Raw genomic sequence first — 12,908 nt, forward strand, 5'->3', positions numbered from 1 at the left:
CCCTCGACCAGCTCGGTCCGCCACGGCAGCTGCATGAACAGCTCGACGGGCGGGAACGGGATGTGGAGGAAGAATCCGATCGTGAGGTCGGGCCGCATCTCCCGCAGCAGGCGGGGGACCAGCAGCAGCTGGTAGTCCTGCACCCAGATGGTGGCGTCGCGCGCGGCGGCCGCGGCGGTGGCCTCGGCGAACCGGGTGTTGATCTCGCGGTAGGCGTTCCACCATTCGCGGTGGTATTCCGGCGGCACCACCACGTCGTGGAACAGCGGCCAGAGCGTCCCGTTGGAGAAGCCCTCGTAGTACAGCTCCACGTCCTCGGCGGACAGGGCGACCGAGTGCAGGCGGATGCCGTCGGCGTCGAACGGCTCGGGGGCGGCGTCGGGGACGCCGGGCCAGCCCACCCACGCGCCGTGGTTGGCCTTGAGGATCGATTCGAGCGCGGTGACCAGGCCCCCGGGGCTGGCCTTCCAGTGCCCGGTCCCGTCCTTGCCGCGGACGAGGTCCACGGGGAGACGATTGGCCACGACGACGAAGTCGGCACCCTCGTCGGGTGGCGCCTGGTCGGTCGTGCCCGTCATCCCGGTCCCCCTGTGCGGTCGCGTGTCGCGCCGCTACTCGTCGTCGGCGGGGTCGTGCTTCTCGGGGCCGATGCCGAGCATCTCGAGGAGCATGAGGCACTCGTCGGCGTCGGCGGCGTACGAGGCCACGATCCGCTGGGCCTGGTACGCGGTCTCGTCGGCGACGGGCTCGAGGTTTACGTCGAGCTCGGGTTCTTTGCTTGCCGCGGCGGCGGATGCCATGTGTGTCCTCCAGTGGTCGGTTTCGGACCAGATCGGCTTCGGACCGGATCGGTATCGGGCGTCGCGCCCGGGTGGGCCGCGGACATCCTGATCCATCCTACGTCACTGGTCGGCGGCGGCGGACCTGCGGAGATTTCGGGTGATCCACTCGCCAAAGACGATGCCGGCGGCCAGCGCGACCGCGATCGCCACCGCCTGGAACATCAGCCCCAGGCCGATGCCGGTCTGGTCGCTGGTGAGCGCCGACAGGCCCCGGTAGACGGAGAGTCCCGGCAGCAGCGGGGTGATCCCGGCGATGGTCACCACGAGCGGCGGAACGGTCGCGATCCGGGCCAGGATGCCACCGACGAGGCCCATCGCGCAGGCCGCCAGCGCGGATCCCACCACCACGCCGAGCCCCGTCGCCGTGACGGCCTGGAAGATGAGCATCCCCACGGCGCCGACGGTCGCGGCGAGCCACGTGGCGCGAACCGTCGCGTAGCTCGCCACCGCGAAGCCGGCCGCCCCCACCCCCGCCGCGAGGACGGTCAGGTAGACGGGCGCGTTGCCGGAGATGGACGGATCGATCGGCGGGGTGGACAGGCCCAGTCGCTCGAACACCGCGAGGGCGATCGTGATGCCGCCGAGGATCCCGCCGGTGAGGATCATCGTCTCCACGCCGCGGCCGGCGGAGGTCACCGGGAAGCCGGTGATGGCGTCCTCGATCGCGCCGACGAGGGTGAGTCCGGCGAGCAGCACGATGATCCCCGCCGCGACGAGCTGGGACGGTTGGATCTCGGTGAACCGGTCGGTCAACGCGACGTACGCGGCCAGCGCCCACCCGGCGGCGATGAACCCGCCGGCCACCTGCTGGAAGAACGTCGGCAGACGATGCAGGTCGAGGTAACGGTTGGTGTACATCAGCGCGAAGGTCGACACCATGGAGAGCAACCCCGCCAGGGGGCTGCCGCCCAGCTGGATGACCACCGCGCAGCCGAGCATCGCCCACCCCAGGACCGCGACCCGGAACGAGTGCGGGTGGGGCGAGGCGATGATCTTCTCCACCTCGACGGTGGCCTGCTCGACGGTCAGCCGACGGCGCACGATGAGGTCGATCAGCCGGGCCACCCGGGTCATCCGGGTCATGTCGACCGTGCGGTAGTCCACGACCCGGATGACGGAGATGGGGGGTCGGCCGCGCCGGCGGTTCACCCCGATGGTCAGCGAGGTGAACGTGACCTCGACCGTGGCGCCCGGCAGGCCGAACGCGGCCGCGACGGACTCCGCCTGGGCGACGGTGTCCGCGGCGCCCTCGCCCGAGGAGAGCAGGATGCCGGCGATCTCCAACGCCAGGTTGAGGACGTCGGTGACGGCGGCGTCGTCGTCGAGGTCGACCGGGGCCATGGGGGACAGCGGCGGCTCGACCGCCAGATCCATCGTGGACTTGCGTACGCCCAGCCACGCCAGGGGGCGGGTGAGCGGTGTCGGCACGTCGCGGTTCTCCACGGTGCACACCGTAGTCACGAGCGCGGCGGGAGGCCCGGTTAGGATGTGAGCCGGACCCCGGCCGCGCCGGGGCCGTGCTGGAGTGGCGCAATTGGTAGCGCACCCGACTTGTAATCGGGCGGTTGAGGGTTCAAGTCCCTTCTCCAGCTCACGTGGGCCGACCGGGGGATGGGACCGGCGCGGCTCAGTCCGAGGAGAGCCGACCGAGCGCCGACCATGCCGCCTCGAGGCGGCCGACCGCCGTCCGCAGCGCGTCCTCCGCGGCCTCGAGGTCCCCGACGGTGGCCGCGAGCGACTCGGAGACCGACCACGGGCTTCCGGCATCCACCCTCAGCGCATCGCCGTCCCAGGTCTCGCAGGCCACGCGGAGGACGGCGAGCTCGTCGGCGAGAGACCGGACCGTTCCCGTCAGTCGGCCGACCCTGGGATAGGCGTCCTGGGGTCGGATCGGTTCCATGGGGCCTCCTTGTCGGCAGGACATGTCAGGGCCGTGGAGTTACCGGTTGTTTTGTATGAGTAAGGTGTTCTCACCGATCGGCGATGTCAAGGAGGCCCTGTGGAAACGGAGAGATCCGACGTGGACATCGCCACGGCGTGGCAGGCGGCGGTGGTCGCGGGCGATGTGGAGGCCGCCATCGCGCTGTCCTCGCCCACGATCGTCTACACCACAGGGGACATCCGGCGGTACGAGGGTCACGATGGAATCCGCGACATCGTCAGTGACCTCGAGAGGCTGTCCGGCTTCCTCACGGTCACCGTCCTGGACACCGTCGAGAAGCCGGGCGTCGTGGCGCTCCGGCGGTTCGAGCAGTACATCCTGCCGGCCGGCAGTGTCGAGATCACGGGCTGCTCCTTCGTCGAGGTGGAGGACGGGGTGGTCACGCGGTGGGCGGACTACAAGAGCATGGGTGTGCTCGATGACCTCGTCGGCTAGGAGAGGGGATCACTGATGAGTGACGCACAGGCGACGGACGGTGCTCCCGGCGAGGTGGCGAGGGCCCTGGTGGAGGCGGTGTTCCGGGACGACCACGCCGCGGCGGTCTCGTTCTGCACCCCGGATCTCGTCCTCCGGATCGAGGGGATCCAGGAGGTCCGGGGGCACGAGGGGTTGCGCCACCTCATGGAGTTCAACGCCGAGGTCTCGACCGACGTCCACGTGACGATCCATCACGTGCTCGGCTCGGGCGACACCGCGGCGCTCAACAGGACGACCTTCCTCACCATCGGCGGGACCCACGTGGCCCTCGAGGTGGGTGCCTTCTTCACGATGCGCGACGGGCTGGTCGCCGAATGGACCGACTATCAGGACATGCGCGCCGTGACGCGCGCCCTGGGGCACTGAGCCCGCGGTCACGGGACCGCCCCGCCGGGGTCACCCCTCGGGGACGAACTGCCCGTAGCCGAGTTCGCGGAGCGACCGACGGAGGGTGTCGGCAGCCGAGTCGAACGCCTCGGAGGGGACGTCGGGATCGGCCAGCGCCAGGTCGAAGCCGGACATGTCGTTGGCGGGGAAGACGTGGATGTGGGTGTGGGGCACCTCGAAGCCGGCGATGAGGTAGCCGGCGCGTGCCGCCCCGAATCCCTCGAGGACGGCCTTGCCCACCGCCTGCGCCACCTCGTTGATCCTGGCCAACAACGCCGGTTCGAGGTCCGTCCAGCGGTCGACCTCCTTGCGCGGGACGACCAGGGTGTGCCCGGCGGCGACGGGGGCGATCGTGAGGAACGCCACCACGTCGGGGTCTTCCCACACGAACCGGCCCGGCAGTTCCCCGGCGATGATCTTGCTGAATACCGTCGACATGCCCGCAGACTACGGGGTCGCGGCCGAGGCTTCCGACGGTTGCGCGCAGAGACGTGTTGTAATGAAGAACGGGCCTCCCGACGGCGTGCGGCACTTGGGCCCCCACGGGAGGCGAAGGAGTAGCAACATGGTCGAGGTATCACTGCCGACGGCTGGGGGCGCGGTGAAGAAGAAGGCCTATCACCACGGGGACCTCCGGAACGCGATCATCCAGGAGGCCACGGCCAGGGCCCGCGCCCTGGGTGAGAAGGCCATCGTCCTGCGGGAGATCGCCCCGGTGATAGGGGTGTCCGCCACCGCCGCCTACCGGCACTTCGCCAGCCGGCAGAAGCTCGTGGAGGAGGTCTCCGCACGCGGTTACCTCGAGATGCGCGAGCGCGTGACGCTGCCGGCGGTATCCGGTTCGGACGCCGACCCCCGCCTCGGCGCGTACCTGGACATGCGGAACGCGGCCATCGCGATGGTGCGGTTCGCGGTCGACGAGCCGGCGTGGGCGCGCATGATGATGGAGACGGTGGGTGAGCCGGGTCCGGTCGCGGCCGCCGTCGAGCAGGTCCAGGATGTGATGCAGGGCCTCGTCAACCGGGGGATCGCCGCCGGGACGTTCAAGCCCGGCGTGGAGGTGAGGGATGAGCGCGTCCTGTGGGCGGGGATCGACGGCCTCGCCTGCCACGCGATGTTCGGGATCGCTCCGATGGACACCCCGGAGGCGGACGACGTCACCGCGCGCACGATCGACCTCTGCCTGACGGACATGCTCACGGAGGAGGGCCTGCGCGCCCGCGACGCGGCGGCCCTGCCGAACCGCGTCGCCACCGCGGTGCCCCGTAGCTCGTAGCCGTCGCCCGGGCGCCACGGCCGGGCCTGGTGGGTCCGGCGGGGCGGCGCGACTAGTCTGGGCACCGTGCGCATTCTCGTGATCGGTTCCGGTGCCCGTGAGCACGCCCTACTCGTCTCCCTCGCCGCGGACCCCGCGGTGACGGAACTCCACGCCGCCCCGGGCAACCCCGGCATGGTCCAGGCCAGGTGTCACGACGCCGCCGTCACCGACCCGGCGGCTGTCACCGAGCTGGCCCGCAAGCTCGCCGTGGACCTCGTGGTGATCGGTCCCGAGGTCCCGCTGGTCGCGGGGGTGGGCGATGCGGTCCGCGCCGCCGGGATCCCGGTCTTCGGCCCCAACGCGGAGGCCGCCCGCATCGAGGGGTCCAAGGCGTTCGCCAAGGACGTCATGGCCGCGGCCGGGGTGCGGACGGCGCGCGCCGAGATCGTGGACTCGCCCGCCGACCTCGACGACGCGCTGGAGCGCTTCGGGCCCACCTGGGTGGTCAAGGACGACGGCCTGGCGGCGGGCAAGGGAGTCGTGGTGACCCCGGACCGGGCGGCCGCGCGCGCCCACGCCCTCGCCTGTCTCGACGACGGGCACCCGGTCCTGCTCGAGTCGTTCCTCGACGGGCCAGAGGTCTCACTGTTCTGCCTGGTCGACGGCGAGACCGTGGTCCCGCTCCTGCCCGCCCAGGACCACAAGCGGGTCGGCGAGGGCGACCGCGGCCCCAACACCGGCGGGATGGGCGCCTACACCCCGCTGCCCTGGCTTCCCGAGGGGATGGTCGAGCGGATCGTCGCCGAGGTGTGTGAGCCGGTCGCCCGCGAGATGGTCGCGCGCGGGTGTGGCTTCTCCGGTCTCCTGTACGCCGGGTTGGCGATCACCACGGAGGGGCCCGAGGTCGTGGAGTTCAACTGCCGTTTCGGTGATCCGGAGACCCAGGCCGTCCTCGCGCTGCTCGAGTCGCCGCTGGGTGAGACGCTCAACGCGGTGGCCACCGGCCACCTGGCCGAGCTCCCGCCGCTGGTGTGGCGCGACGGGGCGGCCGTGACGGTGGTGTTGGCCGCCGAGAACTACCCCTCGTCCCCGCGCCGCGGTGACCTCATCGAGGGCGCCGAGCAGCCGGGGGTGTTCCACGCGGGCACCGCCAGGGACGCCGAGGGGAGACTGGTCTCGGCCGGGGGTCGCGTCCTCTCCGTGGTCGGCACGGGCGCGGATCTCGCGGCCGCACGCGCGGAGGCGTACCGGATCCTGTCCGGCATCGAGCTGGGCGGTGGGCATTTCCGCCGAGACATCGGCCAGGCCGCCGAAGAGGGGCGCATCGCCGTCCCGGGCTGACCGGCACGGGGCTGAGGGGAGCAGGGCTGAGCGGCGCGCACCCGTCCCGGCTTATGCTGCCGGAATGGACCAGAGAGGGCGCGCGACACGGCCGGATCCGGGCAAAGCCCCAGCGTAAGCGGAGGGGCGGAGGGGGGCGGAGGGGGGCTCAACGGGCGTAGAGGTCCATCCGCGGCACCTGCGCGACCAGCCACGGGCTGAACGCGAACGGGGTCGCGTCGACCGCCGTGCGGACGTCCTCCGGCCTGGCCCAGTGGTAGGCGCAGACCTCGTCGGGCCGCGGCGCCAGGTCGGCGCGGATCCGGGCGGTGAACACGGGGCAGATCTCGTTCTCGACGATGCCGGAGTCGTCGACCGCCCGGTAGCGGAAGTCCGGGACCGCGGGCTCGATCGAGTCGACGCGGGTCCCCAGTTCACGCTCGGCCCGCCGCACGATCGCCTCGACCGGGTCCTCGCCCGGCCCGGGGTGCCCGCAGAAGGAGTTGGTCCACACGCCGGCCCAGGTGCGCTTGTCCAGCGCGCGGCGGGTCAGCAAGACCCGGCCCTCGTCGTCGACGACGTGACACGAGAACGCCAGGTGCAGCGGGGTGTCCGTCGTGTGGACGGTCGCCTTGTCCGCGGTTCCGATCGGCCGTCCGTCCTCGTCGAGGAGCACGACGGACTCGGTGGCGGGGGCGAGCCGGGCGGCGGGGTCGGGGTGGGGGGCGGCGTCGGAGGAGGGCATGCCGCCCAGCCTAGGCATTCCGGGCCGGCGCGGCGTCCCGCCGGGGCGGCCCCCGCGGTCACTCGGTCAGGTCGCGCGCGATCACCAGGCGCTGGATCTGGTTGGTGCCCTCGAAGATCTGGGTGATCTTGGCCTCGCGCATGTACCGCTCCACCGGGAACTCCCGCGTGTAGCCCACGCCGCCCAGCACCTGCACCGCGTCGGTCGTGACCTTCATCGCCGCGTCGGTGGCGGTGAGCTTGGCGATCGACGCCTGCCGGGAGTAGGGCCGGCCGGCGTCCTTGCGGCGGGCGGCGTCGAGGTAGGTGGCGCGGGCGGAGGCCACCGCGGCCGCCATGTCCGCGAGCAGGAAGCCCAGGCCCTGGTGGCCGATGATGCTCTTGCCGAACGCCTCCCGGGTGTTGGCGTAGGCCACCGCGTCGTCCAGCGCCCGCTGGGCGATCCCGGTGGCCACGGCCGCGATCCCCAGCCGGCCGGAATCCAGCGCGGAGAACGCGATGCGCAGCCCGTCGCCCTCGGCACCCAGCAGCCGGGTGGCGTCGACGCGCGCGCCCTCGTAGGCGGCGGTCGTGGTGGGGACGCCGTTGAGGCCCATCTTCTCCTCGGGCTTGCCGAAGTGCAGGTGCTCGGTGTCGCGGGGGATGAGCAGGCACGAGATCCCGCGGGACCCCTCGCCGGTCCGGACGAAGGTGTTGTAGACGTCGGCGACGCCGCCGTGGGTGATCCACGACTTGGTCCCGGTGACCACGTACGCGGCACCCGGGCCCTCGCCCTCCCGGACGGCGCGGCAGCGCAGCGCCGCCGCGTCGGAGCCGGCCTGCGGCTCGGAGAGCGAGTACGCGCCGATCTGCTCGCCCGCGAGCATGCCGGGCAGCCACTCGGCCTTCTGCTCGTCCGTGCCGGCGGTCGCCAGCGGGAAGCAGGACAGGCCGTGGACGCTGGTGGCGACGGCGACCGCGGCCCACCGTGCGCCCAGCTCCTCGAGAACCTGCAGGTACACCTCGTACGGCTGGTCTCCGCCGCCGAACTCCTCGGGGTAGGGCAGGCCCAGCAGGCCCACCTCGCCGAGCTGGGCGAAGAGCCCCTCGGGGTAGGTGTGGTTCCGCTCGTGCTCGGCGGCGATCGGCTCGAGCAGCTTGTCCGCCACCGAGCGGGTCATGTCGAGGAGCTCGTACGCCTCGTCGCTGGGGAGCAGTCGGTCCACGGCCATGGGGGTCCTCCGGGGTACGTGCGGAAACAACGGGATATCCCATTAGAGTGCACGCACCCCTCCACGGCCCGCCAGCCCCGCGAGTGGGGGTGCCCGTCGGTGGGTGGTGCGGGCAGGGCCCGTGCACCACAATCGTCAGATATGACCGAGAACACCCCTGCCCCCGGTACGCCCCTGACCCCGGAGCAGCTCCTGGCGATCTACGACGTCCCCGGCGCGAGCGCGGCCGAGTTCCTCTGCGACGGGCACGACCCCGCTGCGGTCGCCTTCACCGTGATCGACGCCGACCTCTCCGGCCGCGACATCACCTACGGCGAGCTGCGCACCGAGAGCGAGAAGGTCGCCGCCGCGCTCGCCGCCCTGGGCGTGACGGAGGGGGACCGCGTCGCCACCCTCATGTCCAAGTCGGCCGACCTGGTCTTCACCCTCATGGGCATCTGGCGCCTGGGGGCCGTGCACATGCCGCTGTTCACCGCGTTCGCGTGGCCAGCCATCGAGATGCGGATCACCGGCGGTGACGCCAAGGTGATCGTCTCCGACGCCGACCAGCGCGGAAAGCTCGAGAACACCTCGGTGCCCGTCGTGGTGGCCGGCCTGGCCGACTGCCCCGAGGCCCGGGAGGGGGACCTCGACCTGGCCACCATCACGGCCGCGCAGGAGCCAGGCCGCCCGGCCGCGGTGACGGGGCCCGACGCGGGCCTGGTCATGCTGTTCACCTCCGGCACGACCGGCACCCCCAAGGGCGTCGTGGTCCCGGTCCGCGCGCTGGCGGCGTTCCACCAGTACATCGAGACCGGCCTGGACGTGCGCGCCGACGACGTGTTCTGGAACGGCGCCGACCCGGGCTGGGCCTACGGCCTGTACTACGGGATCCTCGGGCCGCTGGCCGTCGGGCGCCGCAGCCTGCTGCTGCACGCGCGGTACTCGCCCGAGCTGGCGTTCGCGGTCCTGCAGTTCTTCCACGTCTCCAACTTCGCCGCCGCCCCGACCGTGTACCGGACGATGCGCGCCAAGCGGGACATCGCCCCCGCGGGCGTGAGGCTCCGCCGCGCCTCGGCCGCCGGCGAGCCGCTCACCCCCGAGGTGATCGAGTGGTCGATCGAGCAGTTCGGCGTGGAGGTCCGCGACCAGTACGGCCAGACCGAGCACGGGATGTTCATCATCAACCCGTGGCACGACTCGCTGCGCGAGGACGTCCGCCCGGGCTCCATGGGGGTGCCCCTGCCGGGCTGGTCGTGCACCGTGCTGGCCGCGGACGAGGACGTTCCCGCGCCGGTCGGCGAGCTGGGCCGGGTGGCGATCGACGTCCCCGCCAGCCCGCTCATGTGGTTCGCGGGCTACCACGAGGCGCCGGAGAAGACCGCCGAGAGGTTCAGCCGGGACGGCCGCTGGTACTACACCGGCGACGCCGCCAAGGTCGACGCCGACGGCCACTTCTACTTCTCCAGCCGCGACGACGACGTGATCATCATGTCCGGCTACCGCATCGGGCCGTTCGACGTGGAGTCCGTCCTGGCCAAGCACCCGGACGTGCTCGAGTCGGCGATCATCGGCGTCCCGGACGACCTCGCCGGTGAGGTGCTCGAGGCGTACGTGGTGTTGCGGGACGGCCTGGAGGGGGACGACGACAAGGAGGCCGAGCTCCAGAAGTGGGTCAAGACCGAGTTCGCCGCCCACGCCTTCCCCCGGAAGATCCACTTCGTGCGCGAGCTCCCCAAGACCCCGTCGGGCAAGATCCAGCGCTTCCTGCTCCGCAAGGAGCGCGCCGGACAGAGCTGAGGGCCCGCGACGAGGGCGCCCACGGCGTGCGCCGCGGGGCCTACCCTCGGCGCATGACCCCCGTGACCCCTGCCCGTGTTCTGGGGGCGGCGGCCCTCGTCGTCGTCGTCCCCCTCGCCTCGGCGACCACCGCGGCGGTCCCCGCGGCGGCGAACCCGGTGATCTCCTCGGTCGCCCCCGACCCCTCGGTGCAGCGCGGCGCCGACGGCGCGTTCCACGTCTACGCCTCCTCGGACGACTGGTCCGACGGCGCCGGCTACCGGCTCGTCCCCCACTTCCGGTCCTACGACCTGGTCGACTGGGAGTACGTGGGGGACGCGTTCCCCTCGCGGCCCGCCTGGGCGCCGGCGGGGTCGTTCCTGTGGGCCCCGGACGTGCACGTGATGCCGGACGGCGACGCGGTCATGTACTACACGACCGGCGGTGCGAGGCCGTGCATCGGCCGCGCCACCGCGCCGGGTATCGAGGGGGCGGGCAGTGCGGGGTTGTGGCAGCACGACGCCGCGCCGATCGTGTGCTTCGGCGCGGACGAGCCGTATCAGGATCTGGACCCCATGGACCCGGAGGTCGTGTTCACCGAGGACGGCCCGGTGATGTTCATGGGCAACTTCGAGGGCATCCACGCCGTGGCGATGAACGCCGACGGAACTGCGCTCGAGGGCGAGCCCGTCCTTGTTGCCGGTACAGGTGTAGAGGCGCCGGCGGTGGTCACCCGCGAGGGGCGCACGCACCTGTTCACCAGCGCCGGGCTGTGCTGCAGCGGGGAGGCGTCGCAGTACCGCGTGCTGGGCGGCCGGGCGGAGGACCTGATGGGCCCGTACGAGGACCGGACCGGCCGGGCGCTGGTGGAGCCCGGCGCCGGAGACGTGATCCTGCGGGGCGACGCGGACTGGGTGGGGCCGGGGCACGTCGACGTGGCCACCGACGACGCCGGCCGGGACTGGATGCTCTACCACGCCGCACCGCGGGGGGCCGCCGTGCTCCCGAACGGCGTGCAGCGCCGCTACATGATGCTCGACCGCCTGGACTGGGTGACGGTGCCGGGAACCGAGGGCACCTGGCCGGTGGTCGGCGACGGCACCCCGTCGTCCGCGCGGCCGGCCGACCCCACCGTCGTCCTGCCCGTCCGCCTCACCGCGGCGGGGGAGGCCGCGCTGCGGCCGGGCGACGACGGCGAGGTGCTCGACGCCCCGGTACGGCTCGCCTCCACCGGCGGCGCGTTCGCCGGCGAGCTCCGGGCGGCCGTCACCGGCGCGGACAAGCGCCGCGTCGACCTGCCGATCATCACCGACGACACGCGGGTCCCCTCGGTTCCGGTGGCCGTCGCCGCCGGGGGGACGGCCACCCGCACGCTCACCCTCGGTCCGGCGGCGCCGCTCGCGCCGGGCCGGTACGAGCTGGTGGTCTCCGTCGGCGAGGCGGGCGGGCCCGTGCGGGAGCTCGCGGTGTTCGGTCTCGAGGTGGCCGCGGACGGGTCGCTCACGCTCGGGTCGGGCGCGCTCGGCTCGGCACCGCTCGGATCCCTCGGGGGCTGACCGGGCGGGCGCGGGTCCCCGCGCGCGGGGGCGATACCGTCGGGGGCATGACCGTCCCACGCGAACCGTCCCGCCGCTCGGCCGTCGAGCCGTTCCACGTCATGAGCGTCCTCGCCGCGGCCGCGCGGCGGCGGGAGACCCACGGCGACGTGATCTCGCTGTGCGCCGGGCAGCCGTCGACGCCGGCCCCCGGCCCGGTGCTGGCGGCCGCCCACCACGCGCTGGACACGGAGATCCTCGGGTACACCGAGGCGCTGGGCATCCGGCCGCTGCGGGAGGCGATCGCCGGGTACCACCGCCGCCGGGACGGGGTGGAGGTGACGGCCGACGACGTGGTGGTCACCACCGGGTCCTCGGGCGGCTTCACGGTCCTGTTCCTGGCCGCGTTCGACCCCGGCGACACCGTGGTCATGGCGCGCCCCGGGTACCCCGCCTACCGCAACACCCTCCAGGCGCTCGGCTGCCGCGTGCACGAGATCGCGTGCGGGCCCGAGTCCCGGTACCAGCCGACCGTCGCGCACCTCGAGGCCGTCACCACCCGGCTCGGGCACGCCCCGGCGGGCCTCATCGTGGCCAGCCCCGCCAACCCGACGGGCACGATCATCGACGCGGACGAGCTGGCCGCCCTCGCGCGGTGGTGCGCGGAGAACGGCACCCTGCTGGTCAGCGACGAGATCTACCACGGCGTCACCTACGGCCGGGAGTGCGCGAGCGCGTGGCGCACCGGCCGCGAGTCGGTGGTGATGGGCTCGGTCTCCAAGTACTTCTCCATGACCGGCTGGCGGATCGGCTGGATGCTGCTGCCCGAATACCTGCGCGACCCCGTGGACCGGCTGGTCGGAAACCTCACCATCTGCCCGCCGGCCGACGCGCAGTTCGCGGCCGTCGCGGCGTTCACCGAGGCCTCCGCCGCCGAGCTCGACGGCCACGTGGAGCGGTACGCGCGCAACCGGGACCTCGTCCTGCGCAGGCTCGGGGAGCTGGGGGTGGGGGAGATCGCCCCGCCCGACGGCGCCTTCTACGCGTACTTCGACGTCTCCCGCTGGACCGACGACTCGGTGGGCTGGTGCGCGGAGATCCTCGAGCGGACCGGGGTCGCGCTCACGCCGGGCGTCGACTTCGACACCGTCGACGGGTCCCACACCGTGAGGCTGAGCTTCGCCGGGGGGACCGGGGAGATCGCCGAGGCGATGGACCGGCTGGAGGCGGTGTTGTCCCCCTCGGCGGATCCCAGGGGTTAACGTCGACCCATGAATTCCGTCGAGATCATCACCGGCAGCGTGTACATCACCCGGCCGTGGCTGCTGCTCCAGGCGCCGCTCACGGTGGAGCAGGTCTACCTCAACGCGCGGGAGATCCTCGCCGGGTCCACCGGCGGCTCCATGATCTCCTGACCGGGCTGCGATACTGGGG

At 72.6% G+C, this 12,908-nt stretch carries 15 protein-coding genes and 1 tRNA gene; 9 read left to right on the forward strand and 7 right to left on the reverse strand.

Going from position 1 to position 12,908, the window contains the following annotated elements:
- The 3 genes from Q0444_RS06970 to Q0444_RS06980 form a co-directional block, all read right to left on the reverse strand.
- Positions 1–578: trehalose-6-phosphate synthase (locus tag Q0444_RS06970; RefSeq protein ID WP_299022484.1), on the reverse strand; the 578-nt coding region annotated here is incomplete at its 3' end.
- Between the two features lie 33 nt (positions 579–611).
- On the reverse strand, positions 612–800 hold the full coding sequence (locus Q0444_RS06975; RefSeq protein WP_299022486.1) for a hypothetical protein: 189 nt from the start codon (positions 798–800) through the stop codon (positions 612–614).
- Between the two features lie 102 nt (positions 801–902).
- Complete coding sequence (locus tag Q0444_RS06980; protein WP_291082030.1) at positions 903–2,285, reverse strand: threonine/serine exporter ThrE family protein; 1,383 nt, start codon at positions 2,283–2,285, stop codon at positions 903–905.
- A 76-nt stretch (positions 2,286–2,361) separates the two neighbouring features.
- On the opposite strand from Q0444_RS06980, the gene Q0444_RS06985 reads away from it, so the two are divergent.
- Positions 2,362–2,434 (forward strand) — tRNA-Thr (locus Q0444_RS06985).
- Between the two features lie 35 nt (positions 2,435–2,469).
- Here Q0444_RS06985 and Q0444_RS06990 read toward each other — a convergent pair.
- The gene (locus Q0444_RS06990; protein WP_291082032.1) at positions 2,470–2,742 is read right to left on the reverse strand and encodes a hypothetical protein; all 273 of its coding nucleotides are present in this window, start codon (positions 2,740–2,742) and stop codon (positions 2,470–2,472) included.
- A gap of 99 nt (positions 2,743–2,841) precedes the next feature.
- Between Q0444_RS06990 and Q0444_RS06995 the strand changes: the two genes are divergently transcribed.
- Positions 2,842–3,219 carry a nuclear transport factor 2 family protein gene (locus Q0444_RS06995; protein ID WP_291082034.1) on the forward strand — a complete coding sequence of 126 codons (378 nt, stop codon included), beginning with the start codon at positions 2,842–2,844 and terminating at the stop codon, positions 3,217–3,219.
- A gap of 15 nt (positions 3,220–3,234) precedes the next feature.
- Positions 3,235–3,627 carry a nuclear transport factor 2 family protein gene (locus Q0444_RS07000; protein ID WP_291082036.1) on the forward strand — a complete coding sequence of 131 codons (393 nt, stop codon included), beginning with the start codon at positions 3,235–3,237 and terminating at the stop codon, positions 3,625–3,627.
- Positions 3,628–3,657: 30 nt separating this feature from the next.
- Here the strand turns inward: Q0444_RS07000 and Q0444_RS07005 are convergent, their stop codons facing one another.
- Entirely contained in the window at positions 3,658–4,086 is a 429-nt protein-coding gene (locus Q0444_RS07005; RefSeq protein ID WP_291082038.1) for an HIT family protein, read from the reverse strand.
- A gap of 127 nt (positions 4,087–4,213) precedes the next feature.
- Between Q0444_RS07005 and Q0444_RS07010 the strand changes: the two genes are divergently transcribed.
- Together Q0444_RS07010 and purD are read left to right on the forward strand one after the other, a co-directional pair.
- Positions 4,214–4,924: a TetR/AcrR family transcriptional regulator gene (locus Q0444_RS07010; protein ID WP_291082040.1), complete on the forward strand. Its 711-nt coding sequence runs from the start codon at positions 4,214–4,216 to the stop codon at positions 4,922–4,924.
- 66 nt (positions 4,925–4,990) lie between these two features.
- On the forward strand, positions 4,991–6,247 hold the full coding sequence (purD, locus tag Q0444_RS07015) for a phosphoribosylamine--glycine ligase (protein WP_291082042.1): 1,257 nt from the start codon (positions 4,991–4,993) through the stop codon (positions 6,245–6,247).
- 148 nt (positions 6,248–6,395) lie between these two features.
- On the opposite strand, the gene idi is transcribed toward purD, so the two are convergent.
- A complete protein-coding gene (gene idi, locus Q0444_RS07020) occupies positions 6,396–6,971 on the reverse strand; it encodes an isopentenyl-diphosphate Delta-isomerase (RefSeq protein WP_291082044.1) in 576 nt (191 codons plus the stop codon).
- 58 nt (positions 6,972–7,029) lie between these two features.
- A complete protein-coding gene (locus Q0444_RS07025) occupies positions 7,030–8,181 on the reverse strand; it encodes an acyl-CoA dehydrogenase family protein (protein WP_291082046.1) in 1,152 nt (383 codons plus the stop codon).
- Positions 8,182–8,322: 141 nt separating this feature from the next.
- Between Q0444_RS07025 and Q0444_RS07030 the strand changes: the two genes are divergently transcribed.
- The 4 genes from Q0444_RS07030 to Q0444_RS07045 are packed head-to-tail and all read left to right on the forward strand — an operon-like array spanning position 8,323 to position 12,889.
- A complete protein-coding gene (locus Q0444_RS07030; protein WP_291082048.1) occupies positions 8,323–9,960 on the forward strand; it encodes an AMP-binding protein in 1,638 nt (545 codons plus the stop codon).
- A gap of 53 nt (positions 9,961–10,013) precedes the next feature.
- On the forward strand, positions 10,014–11,495 hold the full coding sequence (locus Q0444_RS07035; protein WP_291082050.1) for a family 43 glycosylhydrolase: 1,482 nt from the start codon (positions 10,014–10,016) through the stop codon (positions 11,493–11,495).
- Positions 11,496–11,542: 47 nt separating this feature from the next.
- A complete protein-coding gene (locus tag Q0444_RS07040) occupies positions 11,543–12,736 on the forward strand; it encodes a pyridoxal phosphate-dependent aminotransferase (RefSeq protein ID WP_291082052.1) in 1,194 nt (397 codons plus the stop codon).
- Between the two features lie 9 nt (positions 12,737–12,745).
- Positions 12,746–12,889, forward strand: a complete 144-nt coding sequence (locus tag Q0444_RS07045) for a hypothetical protein (RefSeq protein WP_291082054.1) — start codon at positions 12,746–12,748, stop codon at positions 12,887–12,889.
- The last annotated feature ends 19 nt before the right edge of the window (positions 12,890–12,908 follow it).

Origin of the sequence: uncultured Dietzia sp. (assembly GCF_937873725.1) — a bacterium.
In the GTDB taxonomy this organism is placed as follows: domain Bacteria; phylum Actinomycetota; class Actinomycetes; order Mycobacteriales; family Mycobacteriaceae; genus Dietzia.

Bases quoted from the DNA above. Each gene is read 5' to 3' on its own strand.
- Q0444_RS06975 (WP_299022486.1), bottom strand. From the start codon at position 800: ATGGCATCCGCCGCCGCGGCAAGCAAAGAACCCGAGCTCGACGTAAAC.
- Q0444_RS06990 (WP_291082032.1), bottom strand. From the start codon at position 2,742: ATGGAACCGATCCGACCCCAGGACGCCTATCCCAGGGTCGGCCGACTG.
- Q0444_RS07000 (WP_291082036.1), top strand. From the start codon at position 3,235: ATGAGTGACGCACAGGCGACGGACGGTGCTCCCGGCGAGGTGGCGAGG.
- Q0444_RS07005 (WP_291082038.1), bottom strand. From the start codon at position 4,086: ATGTCGACGGTATTCAGCAAGATCATCGCCGGGGAACTGCCGGGCCGG.
- Q0444_RS07010 (WP_291082040.1), top strand. From the start codon at position 4,214: ATGGTCGAGGTATCACTGCCGACGGCTGGGGGCGCGGTGAAGAAGAAG.
- idi (WP_291082044.1), bottom strand. From the start codon at position 6,971: ATGCCCTCCTCCGACGCCGCCCCCCACCCCGACCCCGCCGCCCGGCTC.
- Q0444_RS07025 (WP_291082046.1), bottom strand. From the start codon at position 8,181: ATGGCCGTGGACCGACTGCTCCCCAGCGACGAGGCGTACGAGCTCCTC.
- Q0444_RS07030 (WP_291082048.1), top strand. From the start codon at position 8,323: ATGACCGAGAACACCCCTGCCCCCGGTACGCCCCTGACCCCGGAGCAG.
- Q0444_RS07035 (WP_291082050.1), top strand. From the start codon at position 10,014: ATGACCCCCGTGACCCCTGCCCGTGTTCTGGGGGCGGCGGCCCTCGTC.
- Q0444_RS07040 (WP_291082052.1), top strand. From the start codon at position 11,543: ATGACCGTCCCACGCGAACCGTCCCGCCGCTCGGCCGTCGAGCCGTTC.
- Q0444_RS07045 (WP_291082054.1), top strand. From the start codon at position 12,746: ATGAATTCCGTCGAGATCATCACCGGCAGCGTGTACATCACCCGGCCG.